Genomic DNA, 18,508 nt, shown 5'->3' with positions numbered 1-18,508 from the left:
GGCTGCGCTGCGCGGACACCGCTCTGTATGCCACTACCAGGCCTTGGACCTCCACGGCGCCGCCCGCACCCGCCCACGGAGCACACCACAGCGCCGTTTCGGCGGGAGCGCGGACGGCGCCGTCGCCGAGATACGGATAAGCTGACTCGGCGATGACAATAGAAGAAGCGATCACCGTCCGCCGGGCACGCACCCGCGACGTCGTCCACATCCGCAGACTCATCGACCTCTTCAGTGGGGAAGGCCGCATCCTCACTAAGAGCACGGTCACTCTGTACGAGGACATCCAAGAGTTCTGGGTGGGCGAACTCGACGACGGAACAAGCAAGCGGGTCGTGGGGTGCGGGGCGCTTCACGTGCTGTGGGAAGACCTCGCCGAGGTCCGCACAGTCGCCGTCGACCCGGAGGTCCAGGGCCGCGGGGTGGGGCACCGCATCGTCTCCGCGCTGCTGGACACCGCGCGAGAACTCGGTGTGCGCCGGGTCTTCTGCCTGACCTTCGAAACCGCGTTCTTCGCCAAACACGGTTTCGTGGAGATCAAAGGCACCCCGGTCTCCGACGAGGTCTATCAGGAACTCTTGCGCTCCTACGACGAGGGGGTCGCGGAATTCCTCGACCTGGACCGGGTCAAACCCAACACCCTCGGCAACGTCCGCATGCTGCTGCACCTGGACTCCGACCCGGCCCAGGACTCCGCGAACGGCTCCTCGGCCCGCCCCGGGGCCTAGAGCAGCCGCAACTGCCGGTCCTTCGGGCGCTTCCGGAGCGCCGACTCCGCATCCACCGCCATGGTGAGCTTCGCGTCAATGGCCGCGAGGAAAGGAGACGGTGCCGCGTCGAAGGTGCGGCCCCGCCGCGTGCGCCGCCGCGCCCGGGACAGGTACAGCCGACGCTGCGCCCGCGTGATCCCCACGAAGAACAGGCGGCGCTCCTCAGCCGTGTCCTCGTGCTCCTCACCCGGGAAGAAGAACGGCAGCAGCCCGTCCTCGCAGCCCACCAGGAACACCACCGGGTATTCGAGCCCTTTAGCGGCGTGCAAGGTCAGCAGCGACACCCGGTCGGCCCGCGGATCCAAGGCGTCCACTTCAGCGCCGAGCGCCAACGCGGAGAGGAACTCGGAAAGGTCGGTGCCGCACCGCTCCGCCAGCGGGGCCACCAGTTCCCCGGCGGCCCGTACGTCGGTGACCCGCCGCTCGTTGTCGGCATAGCGGCGACACAGCGTCTCCACCGCGGACCGCACCCGGTCGACCACCGGACCGTCCGGCTGGTGTGGCAGCTCCGCGACGAGGATCCGCATCTCCGGGCGGGACAGCAGCCGGTCGTGCGAACGCTTCTGGAACGGGATGCCCGCCGTGTTGAACGCGCTGATGATCGCCTCGCTCTGCGCATCGGTGCGGTACAGCACGCAGATGTCGCTGAACGACAGCGAATCGTCCCCGTCCTCGGTGACCCGGCCGCTGTCCAGCGAGTGCAGCGACGTCCCACCAAGCAGCCGGTCGATCGCGCGGGCCACGAACGACGCCTCGGCGTACTCGTCGGCTGCAACGTGCACGCCGATCCGCGGCGCCTCACCGAACTGGCCCACGGCGCGCAGCGTCCGCCCCGGCACCAGCGAGGCGGGGGCGATCGCCTGCAGCGCAGCGTTGACGATCGTGGAGTTGGACCGGTAGTTGCGGGTCAACTGGACGGTGCGCGCGCTCGGATAGTCCTCGGTGAACCGCAGGAAGAAGCCCACATCAGCGCCGCGGAACCCGTAGATGGCCTGGTCGGGGTCGCCGATCACCGTGAGGTTCGCCTCCGGGCCGGCCAAGAGCCGCAGCAGCGCGTACTGGCTTTCGTCCACGTCCTGGTATTCGTCCACGCTGATGTACGGCCAGCGGCTCCGATAGTGGGCGACGAGCTCCTCGTCCGCGGAGAGCAGCCGCACCGGCAACCGGATCAGGTCGGTGAAGTCCACCAGGTTCGCTTCCCGCAGCCGGGCATCAAACCGGGCGATCTCTGCGTCGTCCTCGTGCAGCGCCGTCTCCCGGCGGGCGAGGAGCCGCCGCCCTTCCCCGGCAGAACCGGCGATCTCGGCGGCGATCTCCTGACGCAGGCTGTCGTCGGCGATGGTGAAGTCGGGGCTCAGCCCGGCCCGCGCGTACTGCTCCCGCAGGATCAGCGCGCCCAGGCCGTGCAGCGTGGTGATGGTCATGTCCGCGGCGCGTTCGCCGAGGAGCGCGTGCAGCCGTTCCCGCAGCTCGTCGGCTGCCCGCCGGGTGAACGTGATCGCCAAACACTGGCTGGCGGGAACACCGCGTTCCGCCACCACGTAGGCGATCCGATGCGTCAGGGTGCGGGTCTTCCCCGTGCCGGGGCCGGCGACGATGAGCAGTGGCCCCCCGGTGTGTTCTGCGGCGGCCCGCTGGTCCGGGTCCAGGCCGTCCAGCAGGCTGGCGGGCGACGGCTGGGACGAGGTTTCCTCGGCCGAGAAAAGCGCGGGCTCGGCGTCGGTGTCCGCTGGTGTTACCGGCTCCGGTGCGGGGGTTGGCGCCGACGGGGCGGAGCGGCGCGCCGTCCGCGGAGCAGCCGGGGCTTGCTCCGGAAGGTCGAGGTCGCCGAAGAGGGTCGGCGTAGTGTTCTTGGAGCGCAGCTCCTCAGGCTGGAACATGCGGATCACGCCGTATTCGCCGTCGTAGCCGGCTTCCCGGATGACCTCGCCGCGGCGCAGTCGGGTGATCGCCTCCCCCAGCAGTTCCCCGCCGACCCGAGTCACCTCGTCCAAGGGGACCGACTGCAGAATGTCCAACTCGGGGCCGAGTTCACCGACCAGGCGGGTCACTTCGCCCATGACGCGTTTGCTCTTCGGGCCCACACCCACGATCTCGCTGACGATCTCCGGCAGCGGAACCAGGCTGGTGAAGTCCGCCGCCCCTGGCACCCGGTAGCCTTCAGACCGGTCAGCGAGTTCGCTGACCCGGTGGAAGACGCCGACCGTGAGCGGTTTCCCGCACACCGGGCAGCGACCATGGTGGTCCCGGGTGGCCTGCGGGTCGAAGCGGATCCCGCATTTGCGGTGCCCGTCCAGGTGGTATTTCCCTTCCTCGGGGAAGAATTCGACCGTGCCGCGGAAGCCTTCCCCGGTCTCCAAAGCCCGCCGCACCGCGTAATAGTCGAGATCGGTGTCGAACCGGGTCGCTTCCCGCGCCAGCATCGGCGGGGAATGCGCGTCGGAATTGCTCACCAGGGTGTAGGAGTCGAGGGAAGAGACCATCCAGTTCATGGCCGGGTCGCTGGACAGCCCGGTCTCCACCGCGAAGATGTGGTCAGCCAGGTCGGCGTAGCAGTCGGCGATGCTGTCGAAACCGGATTTGGAGCCCAGGGCCGAAAACCACGGGGTCCAGATATGGGCGGGCACGAGATAGGAGCCGGGATCGCTGGAGAGCGTAATGTCCAGCAGGTCGCGGGAGTCCAGGCCCAGAATGGGGCGGCCGTCCGAGGCGAGGTTGCCTATCTTGGCGAGGTCGGCGGTAATCCGCCCGGCCGCCTCAAACGACGGCGCATAAAGCAGGTGGTGCACTTTGCGGGTGCGGCCGTCGCGTTTGTAGATCGTGGAGATCTCCACGGAGAGCATGAAGCGGGGCAGGGTGCGGCAGTTCGGTGGCAGAGTCCGCAGGATGCGCGACTCGATTTCGGGGCGCAACCGGAAAAGACCGGGTTCTGCGGGGACCAGGTCGCGCTCCAACTCGGCCCGCCAGGCAGGGTGAGTGAAATCACCGGTTCCGACCAAGGCGATCCCCTTGCGGGCAGCCCACCACGCGAGGTGTTCCAGATCGGAATCTTTGCTGCACGCCCGCGAGTACTTGGAGTGGATATGTAGATCGGCGTGGAACTCCACGGCGAGGTCCTCTCAATGCCCAAGGGGGAGTCCTGGTGTGCGCAGACAGCGGGGTCTGCCACTCTCTCCGGTCACCCTGCAACGATCCCACAACTTCCCACTGGGACAGACCTTAGAGCTTGCTGAGAGCACTCTGTGGAGAGAAGGGGTAATCTGTGCAATGCGAACAAAAAGCGGATCGGTTTTTGTTCGCATAGGACGTTGCGCGGCGCTTTGTGATCTTCTTCTGTTTAATACGATCTGCTTGCGGCTGGGTGTTTGAGTTCTCTGCCGGCTACGCGCAGTTGTCTTTTGGTCCTGTGTGTATGGGTGTTTTAGGCTGAGTGCGATCCCCGATAGACCTTTAGCCACTTCCAACTCTGGCTAAACGGGATGCGGGTTCCTGGTGGAACAGCGTGGCTGCTCACCTATGATGACCTGGGCCCGTCGACAGTTGATACGGCCGTCGTACCAGGGAACCAGCAGGCATCCCGCTCTGGGTAATCGCTGTATAAAGGAACGGCCAGGAGAAGGGTTCGTCTGATGTGGGACGTATTGTCAGCACTGATCCCGCCCGCTGTTGTCGCGACAGTGTTCTGCGTGGCTATCTACACGCTGCTCCGTAAGGAGATGGCGCCCAGAACGTCCGACGGCAGGCCCATTGACGAGGGCGAATCACCAGAGACGAAGGAAGCGGACAACAAAGTCGCTGCTGAGAGCCAAGACACACCGCGCGCTTCCGATGCGGAAGTCCGTGACACAGAGGAAGAGCACAAGGGGCGCTAAGCCCACATCAGTGAATGCTGTGTCGGCGGGCATGTTATGAACTTCTTGACTGCATCTGACAGCTCAGCATCAACTCTGTCATAAATTTCTTCCCATCATCTTGATGTGATCGAAGATAACTTCATTCTGAGTAGAGTGAATTGTCTTTCCAAAGGCCGCAGGATAGCTTTATATTCAATGGCCTGTTAACACTCTTCTCAGCCAAGAAAGGACCCAGCATGGCCCAAAAGGTACAGGTGCTACTCGTCGATGACCTCGATGGAGGTGAGGCTGAGGAGACGGTCTCCTTCGGAATCGACGGTGCCACCTATGAGATCGACCTCAGTGGTGAAAACGCGGCTAAGCTCCGCGCTGCGCTCGAACCTTTTATTAAGGCCGCCCGCAAGGCACCGACGAAGCGTGGTGCTACCCGCAGCAAGCAGCGCAGCACGCTGAGTCGGGAGCGCAGCGCCGAGATCCGCGCCTGGGCCCGGGCGGCTGGCAAGCAGGTCGGCGAACGAGGCCGCATCCCTCAGGCGATCATGGACGAATACCACGCCGCCCAGGGACGCTGACTGTCGCCCTCGCCCCGGATTCACGCCGTGCCGCTGAGGGCGTGAATCCTCTCCAGCGAGGATTGCCCCCTCCGGAACACTGACCAGCAACGCTGTTCGCTTAGAGCAAATATCGTGCGAACACGCATCACGGCCCGCGTTCTCTCACGTAGTTGAGGGTCGCGGGCCGTTCGCTTGCGGCGTACGCGGAACATATGAGGGGCGAACAGTAGTTGGATGAGGATGAACGCCCTATCGTCGGGGAAAGTCTCTTGGCATAGCACCGTGTGAAGAGATCGGTGGTGGGTGTATTCGTGTGGCCGTCCGGGGAGCCGGTCGGCGCGGTGTAGACGGGTGCGACAGTGCCCTGGAGGTTCCCTGATCCACCTCGGGGCCGATAGGCGGAAAAGTGAGGGTCGGAACTTCCGTCCCTGCCTGACCGCTCTGTGAGGAGCGACGAGACATGTTCGAGAGGTTTACCGACCGCGCACGGCGCGTGGTTGTCCTGGCTCAAGAAGAAGCCAGGATGCTCAACCACAACTACATTGGCACGGAGCACATCCTGCTCGGCCTCATCCACGAGGGCGAGGGCGTCGCTGCCAAGGCTCTGGAGAGCCTCGGCATCAGCCTGGAAGCCGTCCGTCAGCAGGTTGAGGAGATCATCGGGCAGGGGCAGCAGGCCCCGTCCGGCCACATTCCCTTCACACCCCGTGCCAAGAAGGTCCTGGAACTGTCACTGCGCGAGGCCCTGCAACTGGGACACAACTACATTGGCACGGAGCACATCCTGCTCGGCCTCATCCGAGAGGGCGAGGGTGTGGCCGCCCAGGTGCTGGTGAAGCTGGGCGCCGACCTCAACCGGGTGCGCCAGCAGGTGATCCAGCTGCTCCACGGCTACCAGGGCAAGGAGCCGCAGGCCGCCGGCACGGCCGCCGAGTCGGCACCGTCCACGTCCCTGGTGCTGGACCAGTTCGGCCGCAACCTGACCCAGGCCGCCCGCGAAGGCAAGCTCGACCCGGTCATCGGTCGCGACAAGGAGATCGAACGGGTCATGCAGGTCCTGTCGCGGCGCACCAAGAACAACCCTGTCCTGGTGGGCGACCCCGGTGTCGGAAAGACCGCCGTGGTCGAAGGCCTGGCGCAGAAGATCGTCAAGGGCGAGATCCCCGAAACCCTCAAGGACAAGCAGCTCTACACGCTCGACCTCGGCGCCCTGGTCGCGGGCAGCCGCTACCGGGGTGACTTCGAAGAGCGGCTGCGTAAGGTCCTCAAGGAGATCCGCTCCCGCGGCGACATCATCCTCTTCATCGACGAGCTGCACACCCTGGTCGGCGCCGGCGCCGCGGAAGGCGCGATCGACGCGGCCTCCATCCTCAAGCCGATGCTGGCCCGCGGTGAACTGCAGACCATCGGCGCGACCACCCTGGACGAATACCGCAAGTACCTGGAGAAGGACGCCGCGCTGGAGCGCCGCTTCCAGCCCATCCAGGTCGAGGAGCCCACGATCTCGCACACCATCGAGATCCTCAAGGGCCTGCGCGACCGCTACGAGGCGCACCACCGCGTGTCCATCACCGACGGTGCTCTGGTCGCCGCCGCGCAGCTAGCCGACCGCTACATCAGCGACCGCTATCTGCCGGACAAGGCCATCGACCTAATCGACGAAGCCGGCTCGCGCATGCGGATCCGCCGCATGACCGCCCCGCCGGACCTGCGCGAATTTGACGAGAAGATCGCCAAGGTGCGGCGTGACAAGGAGGCGGCGATCGACGCCCAGGACTTCGAGCGGGCTGCCGCACTCCGCGACGAAGAGAAGCGGCTCCAGGCGCAGCGCGCGCAGAAGGAGAAGGAGTGGAAGGCCGGCGACATGGACACGGTCGCCGAGGTGAACGAGGAGCTCATCGCCGAAGTCCTCGCCACCGCTACCGGCATCCCGGTCTTCCGGCTCACCGAGGAAGAGTCCTCGCGCCTGCTCCGCATGGAAGAGGAGCTGCACAAGCGGGTCATCGGCCAGGACGACGCCATCAAGGCGCTCTCCCAGGCGATCCGCCGCACCCGCGCCGGCCTGAAGGACCCCAAGCGTCCCGGTGGCTCGTTCATCTTCGCCGGCCCGTCCGGTGTCGGTAAGACCGAGCTGTGCAAGGCGCTGGCCGAGTTCCTCTTCGGCGACGAGGACGCGCTGATCCAGCTCGACATGAGCGAGTTCATGGAGAAGCACACCGTGTCGCGCCTGTTCGGCTCGCCTCCCGGCTACGTCGGCTACGAGGAGGGCGGCCAGCTCACCGAGAAGGTGCGGCGCAAGCCGTTCTCGGTGGTGCTGTTCGACGAGATCGAGAAGGCCCACGGCGACATCTTCAACTCGCTGCTCCAGGTGCTGGAGGAGGGCCGTCTCACCGACGCCCAGGGCCGCAACGTCGACTTCAAGAACACGATCATCGTCATGACCACCAACCTGGGCACCCGGGACATCTCCAAGGGCCAGCCCATGGGCTTCGCGCGGCCGGACGACACCCAGACCACGTACGACCGCATGAAGGCCAAGGTGAACGAGGAGCTCAAGCAGCACTTCCGGCCTGAGTTCCTCAACCGGGTGGACGACACGATCGTGTTCCACCAGCTGACGCAGAAGGAGATCACCGCCATCGTCGACCTGATGGTCGCCCGGCTGGACGAGCGGCTCAAGGACCGCGACATGGGTATCGAGGTCCGGCCGCACGCCAAGAAGATCCTCGCCGAGCGGGGCTACGACCCGGTGCTGGGCGCCCGGCCGCTGCGCCGGACGATCCAGCGGGAGATCGAAGACGCCCTGTCGGAGAAGATCCTCTACGGCGAACTCAAGTCCGGCCAGATCGTCATCGTCGACGCGGAAGGCGAAGGCGCCGACGCCAAGTTCACCTTCCGCGGTGTGCCGAAGCCGCAGGCACTGCCGGAGACCGCAGAGGTGGGCGCTCAGTAGCACCGAGCTCTTCCATCGAGCGGTCCCGCACCGACCCGTAACGCACCCAATACACGAGAAGGAGGGGTGGTCCACCGGCCACCCCTCCTTCTCGTATGCGCCGACCTGTGCACACCCCGACAACCGCGGCACGCACCACGCACCGGCTTTCCCGGCCGGCCGCACCCGCACCGCCTCCCCTGCCGCCTCGAGACACGACACGGGCACGGCTTCCCGGTCAGTTAGGCAGCGCGTACTCGCCCGTCTCCAACGGGTCCACCAGACCGTCAGCCACCAGACTGTCCAACGCCCGTTCCCGCTGGACCGCGTCATCCCACACCGCGTCCAACATCGACTTCGGCACCGGACCGGACGCTTCCCGCAGCACCGCCAACAGCCGGCCGCGGACCTGGCGGTCCGTCCCCGCATACCGCTGGCCGCGCCGCGGCGGCCCGTCATGCGGGGGACACCCCGCGAGCACCCACGCGCACTGGTCCACCACCGGGCACACCCCGCAGCGGGGCGACCGCGCCGTACACACCAGCGCACCCAGCTCCATCACCGCGACCCCCCACCGAGCCGCTACCGCGGGCTCCTCCGGAAGCAACGACTCCGCCAGCCGGTACTCGGCTTTCGTGGGGGTTCGCGGCGGATACTGCCGCCCGTTCACCAGCCGCTCCAAGACACGCCGCACGTTCGTGTCCAACACCGCATGCCGCTGCTGGAACGCGAAACTCGCCACCGCGGCCGCCGTGTATGCCCCCACCCCGGGCAGCGCCAACAGTTCGTCGTACGAGTCCGGCACTGTGCCGCCGTGCCGCTCCACGATCACCGTCGCACACGCGTGCAACCGCAGCGCACGACGCGGATAGCCGAGCCGCCCCCACATCCGCACGGCTTCCCCCGCAGAATCGGCCGCCAGGTCCTTCGGGGTAGGCCAGCGTTCCATCCACGCCTGCCAGGCGGGCAGCACCCGCGCCACCGGGGTCTGCTGGAGCATCACCTCGCTCACCAGCACACCCCACGGGGTCACCTCCGCGGAGCGCCACGGGAGATCCCGTGCGTTGGCGTCATACCAGGCGAGAACGGCTGTACGGTAGGGGTTTGCGGTCATAGACGATCAGAATTCCAACGGCGGGTCGAGTAGGCGTAAAACTCTGGAAGCCGGGATACTTACGGTTATGGCTTCGGGACCGGTAAGCAAGGCAATCTACTGGCGGCGACGGTTCGTGGTATTGGCAGGGCTGCTCGCGGTACTCGCGCTGATCGCATACGCCTGCCGTCCCTCCGCCGACGAGGAGGACTCGATCATCCCGGCAAGCACCGACTCCAGCCCTGGCTCGGAGGACGCTCCGCACAGCGCCGGGTCGGCAGAACCCAGTATCCCAGCCTCACCCCCCGACGACCCCGACAATGCCGACGATTCCCCTGAAACCGACGATGCGGGGGAGGGGGACCCCGACACCACCGCGGCAGGCGGCAGCACCGACCCTGACTTCGCCGCGGGCGGCTCGTCCGGGGGAGGAAGCAGCGGTGCCCAGTCCACCGCCGCCCCCTGCCACCCCGAGAACGTGGTCGTGACTGTGCACTCCGACCGGGACGACTATGCCGCAGGGGTCTACCCCGTCCTCACCCTCACCCTGGTCAACACCGGTTCCACCACCTGCCGGGCAGACGTGGGACCCGACACCCTGGAACTGCGCATCACCTCAGGCAACGACCGCATCTGGTCCAGCGCCGACTGCGGGGACGCGTTCCGCGCAGAAGCCGTGGAACTCCGGCGCGGCGTCCCCCACGACGTGGACCTCACCTGGGACCGCACCCGCTCCTGGCCGGACTGCCGGGACGACGTCGTCCACGCCCGCCCCGGCACCTACGTGGCCAAGGCCTACAGCGACTACGAAGTCGCCGGATCCCAAGTGTTCCGCCTGCACTAGCCCCTGAAACCGGGGTCAGTGCGGGCGGCGCCGCAAGGCGATCTGCGCGTTCGCCCCCGTGTCCGGGCTGACCACCACTTCCTGCGCGGCAGCGATCCCGTCCACCACAAACTCGGCGTCCACGGGAACCGTCCGCTTGACCAAACCCAAAGCGATCGGTCCCAGCTCGAAGTGGCGGGCCGACGACCCCACGAACCCCACGGAACGGCCGTCCAACTCGATGTCGGCCCCCCGCGCGGGCAGCCGCTCAGCCGTGCCGTCCAAGTGCAGCATCACCAGACGGCGCGGCGGACGCCCCAAGTTGTGGACTCGCGCCACCGTCTCCTGCCCCGGATAGCACCCCTTGTCGAGGTGCACCGCGGAACCAATCCACCCCATCTCGTGGGCGATCGCCCGGTGGTCCGTGTCAATCCCGAACCGGGGCCGGTGCGCGGCAATCCGGCGCGCTTCATAAGCCCACAGCCCGGCAGGCCGCGCCCCCGCCGCAGTCAACGCCTCAGTGACCTCCACCAGCGCCGCTGCCGGCAGGAAAAGGTCGGTCTCGTCGGCAGCGGGACGGAGCACGGTCTCCGGCGGCAACGAGTCACGCACCGCGTCCAGCACCGCAGCCCGATCCGGGCCCGCCACGGTCACCACGGCGCGCTCCGCGCTCAGATCGTCCACCTCGACCCGCAGCATGAACCGCATGGACTGGAGGAACGCAACAAGCTCCTCCGCGGTCCCCGGTTCCACGTGAGCCCACAGCGCGGTGCCGTCGTCCACCACCGACAAGTGGTGCTTGATCCGCCCGTTGGCGTCCATCACCAAGGTTTCAGTGGCGGTCCCCGGGGCCAGCTCCCGCAAATGCTGGCTGGTGAGGTCGTGCAACCATCCCAACCGGTCCGGGCCGGACACGCGGACCACGCCCCGGTTGCTCCGGTCCACCCAGCCCGCGCCACGGTCCAAGGCCCGCTGTTCCTGGAACATTTCCCCGTAGTGGGCGGCGATCTCAGTATCAGGCGCCTCGGCGGCCACCGCGCCGGGACGCGTGAGCAACGGCGAAGTCATACCTGTGAGCCTATGTCCCCGCCACAGCTCGGTGGGGCGGACACCTCCCCGTTCCCGGAATACCCGCGAAAAAAGGTTTGCCCCGCACCCGTCCCTGCACGTACCGTCGAGGGCACGCGAGAAAGGAGGTGGTCCACAAAGTGAGCTCTTTGCGGACACGCGAGGTGTTCGCCCGCTAGGGCGACCCCACGGATCGCGCTAGCGAATCCACGGTGGACACCCGGACCCTCGGGTGGCCAGCCTTGTCCGACTGGCCCCAGCCTGCGCTGGAGAAACCCGAGGGTCCGCCCCAGGCCACTTCTCACGACTTGCGGTCGACCCGCTGCAACTGGGCGGACATGTACGGCTGCAGTTCTTTGCTGTTGGCCGCCAGATCCCAGGCGTAGCCCAGCGTCTCCCGGTTGTCCCCGAACAACCCGTACAACCGGTGGCTGGCCGCCGCAGGAAGCCCCGTCTCCGTGCGGACCACCACATCCGTGTGCAGCTCCACCCGGTGAGCGAAAACCGTGCCGAGGTAGACCTCGCTGTACCCCTCGGGGTGGGAGATCAGCACCTCCACGTGGATGGGCGGCTGGTCAGGATCCTCCTGCTGCGCTGCCTTGCCCGTCCGAACCCGCCAATACCCCGACTCGGACGTCACCGGTTCACCCCGGGAACCGTCCTCGTTGACCCGCCACACCTGGCTCCGATAGTTCAGATGCGGATGGCCGTCGTGGGTGAACTCGATGACCTGGGTGAACTGGAATTCTTCGGTATCCGGGTAGCCTGCGACCCCCAGTCCTTCCCAGCGGCCCAGCAAAAACGACAGCTTCGCCAGTTCTGGATGCATCTCAGACTGCATAGTGTCCGAGACTAGCGGCGGCACAGCATTCGCCCGTACCCGCAGCCGACGCGGCCGGCACCAGCACTTCTTGCGCCTACCACGGTTTTCTCCGTTCTCTTCGGCACCGGCTACCCGCCATTCGGGCAGGCGTTGTCCACGACGGATATCAGTGGAGACGTTCTCACGTCTCCCTGTTATGGCCCTAGCCCGGCACAGACCCTGGTAAAGAAGTAAGGAACGGACAAGGGGCACGGATGCCGTGGCCCGCGGACCACGACAATAGAGAAGAGGGGCTTCATGCTGGTGATCGGAATTGCCCTCCTTGCCAGCGCGGCGATTCTGGCACCCATGGGCTTCCTCGCCTACCGGCGCTGGCAGCACCGCCACGCCTTGGCCACTCTGTGCCCCCGCGCTTTCGTCGCTCTCGCCGGCCACAACGTCACCCTGCACGGCCGGGCAGCCACCGGACCGGCCGGAACAGTCGAATCCCGCCTAGCCGGGGTGGAATGCGTGTGGCACGGCCACGAAGTCATCCGTCACTACACCACCTGGCGCACCGTTGAAGAGACTGGGGAACGCCAACAAGTGCTCGGCGACGACCGGATCGCCGACTACAGCTCCCCGGAACTGTTCGCCCTCATCGGCCCCGACGGCAGTCCTCCCAGCGACCAGCCGATCCTGGTGGACCCGGAGGAGGCCGACACCACCCGGGTGAACCTGTGCCTCCAACGTGTCGTCAGCCGCCCGCAACGCGGAGTACCTGCTCCCGCCGACGACCTGCTCGGCCGGATCAAAGGCCGCGTGTCCGGAATCTTCCGGGGAGAGACCCTCGAATTCGAATACCGGGAGCGCGCCATCCGCGCAGGGGACCCTCTGATCGTGCGGGGCCGGGTAGAACTGCGGGAAGGCCACCCCGTCCTCGTCGCCCCCGAAGACGGTCGGCTCAGCATTGAACACAGCACGACCGCGCCCCCGCCCGTCCCCGGACCGCCGGTCCACGCCCTGCTGTTGAGCGGCAGCGCCCTGCTCCTCGGCATCGCGGGCCTCCTGCTCTTGGTGAGCAGTTAACCCCGACCCGGGCCACCAGCATGCCGCCCCGGGACGCCCAACCCACCGGGACCGGCGAGGGCCTCACATCAGGAAGCACCCGGCCCTGCGCGGCACACGAGACCAGCAGTGAAGCTTTGACCTGCGTCTTTCTCCCGCTATGGTGACCGGAGAAGACGCCCTTGACCCAGGCTTTACAGGCTTCATTGCCCACCACACCGGGCCGCAACCCCGCCTGGTCCCACGTGCACTGGCGCGCGCCTGTCCTGCCGCCATTCTCGTGCGGAACACCCACACTGATCCGCCAGTGCCGGACCCTCGCATTTCGCAGCAGCTCACCTGGCATGGCCTCGATATGACCAGGGAACACTTCTGCGAATCTTGTCTTACTTTCCGTAATGAGAGGATAATTGACAGTAAATCACCAGTGGGTGGGGAACATGCGGAGCCCTAAACCATGTCCACTGTGGGGGCACACACCAAAGGAGAAATATGTCCACACAGGAGCACGCCCCGCCCTCCTCCGGGGAACCAGTCACTGCTCCCACACAGCACCGAAGCGCCCCGTCACTCTGGCCGCCGCTGCGCGCCCTCGCCTTGCGCCTGCACTTCTATGCGGGAGTCCTCGTCGCACCATTCATCGCGGTCGCAGCGATCACCGGGCTTCTCTACGCCTACACCCCGCAACTCGAACAATGGCTCTACGCTGACCAGTTGCGCGTTGAACAACAAGGGCATCGGATTCCGCTCAGCCTGCAAGTCGAAGCAGCCCAAGAAGCCCACCCGGAAGGCACCCTCCACGCGATCCGTATCGGCGGCCCCGAAGACAGCACCCGAGTCCTCTTCCAGGTCGACGGGCTGGAAGAAAGCGTCCGTTCCAGCGTCTTCGTCGACCCCTACACCGGGGAAGTCCTCGGCACCCTCGAGGTCTACGGCAACAGCGGCGCCCTCCCGGTACGCACCTGGATCAGCATGCTCCACCGCCATCTCCACTTGGGCGAGGTCGGCCGCCTCTACAGCGAACTCGCGGCAAGCTGGCTGTGGGTGGTCGCCCTCGGGGGCGTTGTCCTGTGGGTGAGCCGCGGCCGCACCGGCTCGTGGATCCGCCGCGTCTTCCTGCCTGACCAGGGCGCCACCGGGCGGCGCAACACCATGTCCTGGCACGGCACCGTGGGCGTGTGGATGCTCCTCGGAGTGCTCGCGCTCTCCGCAACCGGCATGACCTGGTCAGCCTATGCCGGGCAGAACATCGGAACCATCCGCCAAGCCTTGAACTGGCAGACCCCTTCCCTGAACTCGGAGGTTTTCGAAGCAGGACACCACGACACGGGCGGCACAACCGCAGAACACGGCCACGAGCACCACGTCGCGGTCAGCGTCGACCAAGTCGTCGGCGCGGTACGCGAAGCCGGGATCGACGGCCCCATCGAAGTGATCTACCCGGCTTCCGAAACCCAGGCGTTCAAAGTCGTCGAAACCGGCAGGGAATGGCCGGTCCAACAGGACTCGGCGCTCGTCGACCCCATGACCGGGGAAGTCATCGACATCCTGCGGTTCGAGGACTACCCGCTGATGGCCAAGCTCACCGTGTGGGGCATTGCCGCGCACATGGGCCTGCTGTTCGGGCTCCCCAACCAGCTTGTGTTGACCGCGCTGGCCGTGGGCATCCTGGCTCTCATCATCTGGGGATACCGCATGTGGTGGCAGCGCCGCCCCACCACCCGGGAAGGATTCGCCCTAGGTCGCCCGTTCCCACGTGGGAGCTGGCGACGGCTGCCCCTGTGGGCGAAGGTCGCACTCGTCGCGGTGCTCGTCGGACTGGGCTGGCTGATGCCGGTCTGGACGGTTTCCCTCGTGGGATTCCTTGTCATGGACGCGGTCATCGCCCGAACGAGCACGTAACCTCCCTGCCGGTGCCGCCGGGGTGGGCGTCCGTGGTTATGGGCCCCGGCGGCACCCCTCACCTCAGCCCAGGAATGCGCGGACCTAGGGACAGCCCGGACATGAGCACCCGTCGACAGGCCCGGGACCGTAGCGCAGCGGAGACCCCGCAAACACCGGGGAACACCGCAGCCACCCTCCCCAGGCCCCGGCGCCATCGTCGAACAGGCAGTCCACGAACCACATGTCCTGCCCGCGTCCCGCAACTGCTGCCGTCACCGCCGCAACGGGTTTCCCGCCAGTGCGCAGCCACTGGCGGGCGGACGACTTCGGTGGACCGGGCAGGGAAGCTGGGATACGGCGGCGTAGCCGCTACTGGGCGGGGTGTCGGCTCGTGCCCACGCGTCGTCCACGGGGAAATGCTCACCCAGGCGAGCGGGACCTCCTTACCACGGCAGAGGAGCAGACCGGTCAGACCAGGACACGCTATTCCTCGCGGTCCGATGCCTCCTCGGTGTCACGCTGGAGTGAAGGAGAAGCGGGGGAACGGCGGTTCGAACGGTCCGCGATACGCAGTTCCAGCCTGCGCCAGGCAGTGGCCCAGCGACGGTACTCCTCGTCGCTGCCGCCGCACGCGGCGATGAACGCTTCGACGAGGGAAAGCTTCGGGAGTTTGTCCTGGCTCAGTGCAGTGTGGAACGAGGTGGCAGAGCACCGGTTGCCGCAGTTCTGCTGCATCTTCCGGTAGGAAGGGGTGCCCGCCCAGCGGCGGAAGAGCCGCATGGCCTCCACAAACTCCGCTGGCGTAGTGGCGGCCAAGGGGTCCGGACGGGTGTCGTGTCCGTCTAGGTCGGGGACTGCCGTGGAACGAGGAGGCTGCCGGTCCAGTTCCCCACCCCGCGTGTTTCGGACACCCTGGTCTCCCTCGTCGTGGGGGACGGGGATCAGCGGCACCTCACCGTAGAGCTTTCCGTCGGCTCCCCGCCGCACTCGCTTGGGAAGAGCGTCGGGCGCGACCCGGTAGACGGTCGACGGGGTAGTGCGACGCAGGGAAGGATGTGGTCCGCTAGGGCTGAGCAGGTCAGAGGTCATACTCGCACCTCCCGGACTCCGGCGGACACGCTGGTGCTGAGACGAACGATCACGGAGCCACTACTCCTTGGACGTGAAAGCGAATGGGGCGCCTGCCCGGACGCGACCCGGAAATGGCGGTCTGTCGCCGTATAGGGAAGAGCGCGGTCAAACTCTCCACAAAATATTGGACTGTGGGAAAGAAGTTACCGGAACAGTGGTGTGACGCAATCCCCCAGACGGGGGATGAGTCCGCTATGTCCGGTCTGTGTCTTTGCTGGGTGCGGCAGGGTCCTGCCCGGTGAGCGCGGGGACGGTAGCGGCAACGTGCAGCAGCATTCGAAAATGTTCAATTTTGTACAGAAGTGTCCAGGGGGATTCCGTATCGTCGGTGAGCTGCGCACGCGAGGGGGATCGGTGAAGATGGCACGGAACAAAAACGAAGACGGAGAGTGCTAGTTACGGCGAACTTTTTTCAGGTTTTTAGGCCGGCTGGAAGTAGGAAGTCCGCCGGTTCGGGCCGACCGTCCCGAATCGGACCCGATCTGACCATCCCCGCACCGGACACCGGAATTCCCGCACGCTGATCGGACCATTCCAGCCCTGCCCAGCACCTTCCCGAACACCACAGCCGCACCGCACCACCGGCCGCCGCCCCAGCGCGCCACCCCGCACCCGGCTCTGCTACGCCCACGCTCCCCCACAACCGCACAAAAAGGGGGACATCTGACAGCATCCCGCGACAGCAGCGGACCACCCTGGAGCGCGCCCCGCACCGACAACCGAGAACCCCCGGCCACCGCAGCTCCGGGAACCACGACAGGCCAAGCAGACACACAAGCAGAAACCCATCCCCAGCGCGGAGCTGGAGCCAGCCGCCGGACCCCGTACCCCGTACCCCACACAGCCCAGGCGCCCAGCGCCGCACGGCACCCCACGAGAAGCGCAGCACCCACGACCCCTGGGCAACGTTGCCCTCCCCCGGAGGGGAAACCGCCTCGCGCAGCCCGTCTCACAGATCACGGCCCGCAGAAAAAAGACACCGAATCCGCGTCATTTCACAGACGCTGATTCTCCGCTCTCCACTCGCAATCTTTACCGAGCCATTCCCTTTCCGTTGTGCATTCCTGAAATTTTGCTGAGCCAGATAAAAATTTCAGAACACGGTGTCGTGATACTCGATAACCGGAAACTCAACCCGCTCCCGGCCACCATTCCCCCCGCACTTGCCTGAATCGCCGAAAGGAATCCCGAAGCAAACCACCAATGTGCGAGCACCTGAAAGGGATTTCTCCACTGTGCAGGGAAGAGCATGACTACCTGCGATCCCGCCCTGTGCTCACGACTCAGGAACTGCCTTACAGAGACCCACGTCACCCCCACCGATGCGCCCCATCGCAGGGAGGGAGAGCACCGATCCCCACCAGCAGTGCTGCACCCCGCCCCGCAGCGACGTGGGAGAAGGCAACGGCGACAGAACAACTCCGCAACCTTTCACCATCCGATAATCCGTAGGGACGGCCGGGGACCCCCAATGACCGAACCGTCAATCTCCCGCGCAAAGCCCCAAGATGCGGCCTAGAAAACCGACCAAAGAAGTGTCCAGGAGCACAACCACCGCCGACAGCACCGGCACGGACCTGCGAAGACACACTCTTGGGGGTGAGGATCGCAGACCCAGCGGGCATTCCCCGCCGCCCGTCGGCACATCCCCTCTGCACGCCGCCACGAACAGAACCCAGAAACGGACAGGATGACTCTTGCTGGTGGGTAAGCCTTAGACTGGGAAGCGAACTGGTATAAGGGATAAGGAGACCGCGGTTGTTTTCCTCAACAGCCGCCCCAACTACCACCAACACTCACCGTGTCCACTAACGTCATGGCTCTGTTACTGTCTGTGCTTAACCCCCCGTGTGTAAACCGCTTTTAATGCTCCAGTCAGCGCTGTGTTTCAGCGGAAGTGGAGAAGACACGCTCTTATCGCGGTAAAGGACAGTTCATGGGCCGGTGATCCACGTCCTCCCTAGGACTCCGTAAAGCTGACAACCAGTCTCCTGGGTTCAGAGCCAGGTATACGAGCCTGCGGGAGAACACACGCGACAATTGGTTGTTTCCGGAGCCCTGAACGAATAGTTCTCTCCCACAGGTTTGAGTCCTGCACTGGGGGGATGAAAGGGGGGTACTGGCCGAAGAGGCCAATTGCTTTTCGGATTTCTCAGGAGAGATTCATGGCACGAAAAGTCCAGGTCCTTCTCATTGATGACCTTGACGGCAGTCAAGCCGAGGAGACGGTCTCGTTCGCACTCGACGGCACTTCCTACGAGATCGACCTCAGCAGCGCTAACGCCAAGCGACTGCGTGAGGAACTCGCCCCGTTCGTCGAAGCCGCCCGCAAGGTTCCGGCGCGTCGGGGTGTCTCCAGGACCAAAAAGCGCACGGCGCTCAGCCGGGAGAGGAGTGCACAGATCCGTGCCTGGGCGCAGCAGCAGGGCAAGCAGATCAGCGAACGCGGGCGCATCCCGAAGGCCATCGTGGACGAATACGAAGCCATCCACGGGTAGCAAGAAGGATCCTGACAACTGTGAAGGGGAC

12 protein-coding genes are annotated in these 18,508 nt (G+C 65.9%); 7 read left to right on the top strand and 5 right to left on the bottom strand.

Going from position 1 to position 18,508, the window contains the following annotated elements; translation table 11 throughout:
• Positions 1-152 precede the first annotated feature (152 nt).
• Positions 153-728, top strand: coding sequence for an amino-acid N-acetyltransferase (locus tag TFU_RS14340; protein ID WP_011293302.1), 576 nt, complete (start codon positions 153-155; stop codon positions 726-728).
• Here the strand turns inward: TFU_RS14340 and TFU_RS14335 are convergent.
• Positions 725-3,877: a UvrD-helicase domain-containing protein gene (locus TFU_RS14335; protein ID WP_011293301.1), complete on the bottom strand. Its 3,153-nt coding sequence runs from the start codon at positions 3,875-3,877 to the stop codon at positions 725-727. The two genes, TFU_RS14340 and TFU_RS14335, sit on opposite strands and share 4 nt — an antisense overlap.
• Before the next feature lie 983 nt (positions 3,878-4,860).
• On the opposite strand from TFU_RS14335, the gene TFU_RS14325 reads away from it, so the two are divergent.
• Positions 4,861-5,196 (top strand): histone-like nucleoid-structuring protein Lsr2, encoded by a 336-nt coding sequence (locus TFU_RS14325; protein WP_011293300.1) that lies wholly within the window; start codon positions 4,861-4,863, stop codon positions 5,194-5,196.
• Between the two features lie 442 nt (positions 5,197-5,638).
• Positions 5,639-8,131, top strand: coding sequence for an ATP-dependent Clp protease ATP-binding subunit (locus TFU_RS14320; RefSeq protein ID WP_011293299.1), 2,493 nt, complete (start codon positions 5,639-5,641; stop codon positions 8,129-8,131).
• A gap of 217 nt (positions 8,132-8,348) precedes the next feature.
• Here TFU_RS14320 and TFU_RS14315 read toward each other — a convergent pair whose 3' ends face one another.
• Positions 8,349-9,224 (bottom strand): A/G-specific adenine glycosylase, encoded by an 876-nt coding sequence (locus TFU_RS14315; RefSeq protein WP_011293298.1) that lies wholly within the window; start codon positions 9,222-9,224, stop codon positions 8,349-8,351.
• Positions 9,225-9,291: 67 nt separating this feature from the next.
• On the opposite strand from TFU_RS14315, the gene TFU_RS14310 reads away from it, so the two are divergent.
• Positions 9,292-10,047, top strand: coding sequence for a hypothetical protein (locus TFU_RS14310; protein WP_011293297.1), 756 nt, complete (start codon positions 9,292-9,294; stop codon positions 10,045-10,047).
• Between the two features lie 15 nt (positions 10,048-10,062).
• Here the strand turns inward: TFU_RS14310 and TFU_RS14305 are convergent, their stop codons facing one another.
• A complete protein-coding gene (locus tag TFU_RS14305) occupies positions 10,063-11,094 on the bottom strand; it encodes a YgfZ/GcvT domain-containing protein (protein WP_011293296.1) in 1,032 nt (343 codons plus the stop codon).
• Positions 11,095-11,395: 301 nt separating this feature from the next.
• On the bottom strand, positions 11,396-11,935 hold the full coding sequence (locus TFU_RS14300; protein WP_011293295.1) for an FABP family protein: 540 nt from the start codon (positions 11,933-11,935) through the stop codon (positions 11,396-11,398).
• Positions 11,936-12,214: 279 nt separating this feature from the next.
• Here TFU_RS14300 and TFU_RS14295 point away from each other — a divergent pair, with 279 nt between their 5' ends.
• Positions 12,215-12,985: a hypothetical protein gene (locus tag TFU_RS14295; RefSeq protein WP_011293294.1), complete on the top strand. Its 771-nt coding sequence runs from the start codon at positions 12,215-12,217 to the stop codon at positions 12,983-12,985.
• Positions 12,986-13,456: 471 nt separating this feature from the next.
• Positions 13,457-14,866 (top strand): PepSY-associated TM helix domain-containing protein, encoded by a 1,410-nt coding sequence (locus TFU_RS14290; protein WP_011293293.1) that lies wholly within the window; start codon positions 13,457-13,459, stop codon positions 14,864-14,866.
• Between the two features lie 465 nt (positions 14,867-15,331).
• Here the strand turns inward: TFU_RS14290 and TFU_RS14285 are convergent, their stop codons facing one another.
• On the bottom strand, positions 15,332-15,937 hold the full coding sequence (locus TFU_RS14285; RefSeq protein WP_011293292.1) for a hypothetical protein: 606 nt from the start codon (positions 15,935-15,937) through the stop codon (positions 15,332-15,334).
• A 2,207-nt stretch (positions 15,938-18,144) separates the two neighbouring features.
• Between TFU_RS14285 and TFU_RS14280 the strand changes: the two genes are divergently transcribed.
• On the top strand, positions 18,145-18,477 hold the full coding sequence (locus TFU_RS14280; protein ID WP_011293291.1) for a histone-like nucleoid-structuring protein Lsr2: 333 nt from the start codon (positions 18,145-18,147) through the stop codon (positions 18,475-18,477).
• Positions 18,478-18,508: the final 31 nt, after the last annotated feature.

It is taken from the genome of Thermobifida fusca YX (assembly GCF_000012405.1).
GTDB lineage: Bacteria > Actinomycetota > Actinomycetes > Streptosporangiales > Streptosporangiaceae > Thermobifida > Thermobifida fusca.
The sequence above is the reverse complement of the archived record's forward strand: the minus strand, read 5'-3'. Positions and strand labels throughout refer to the sequence as shown.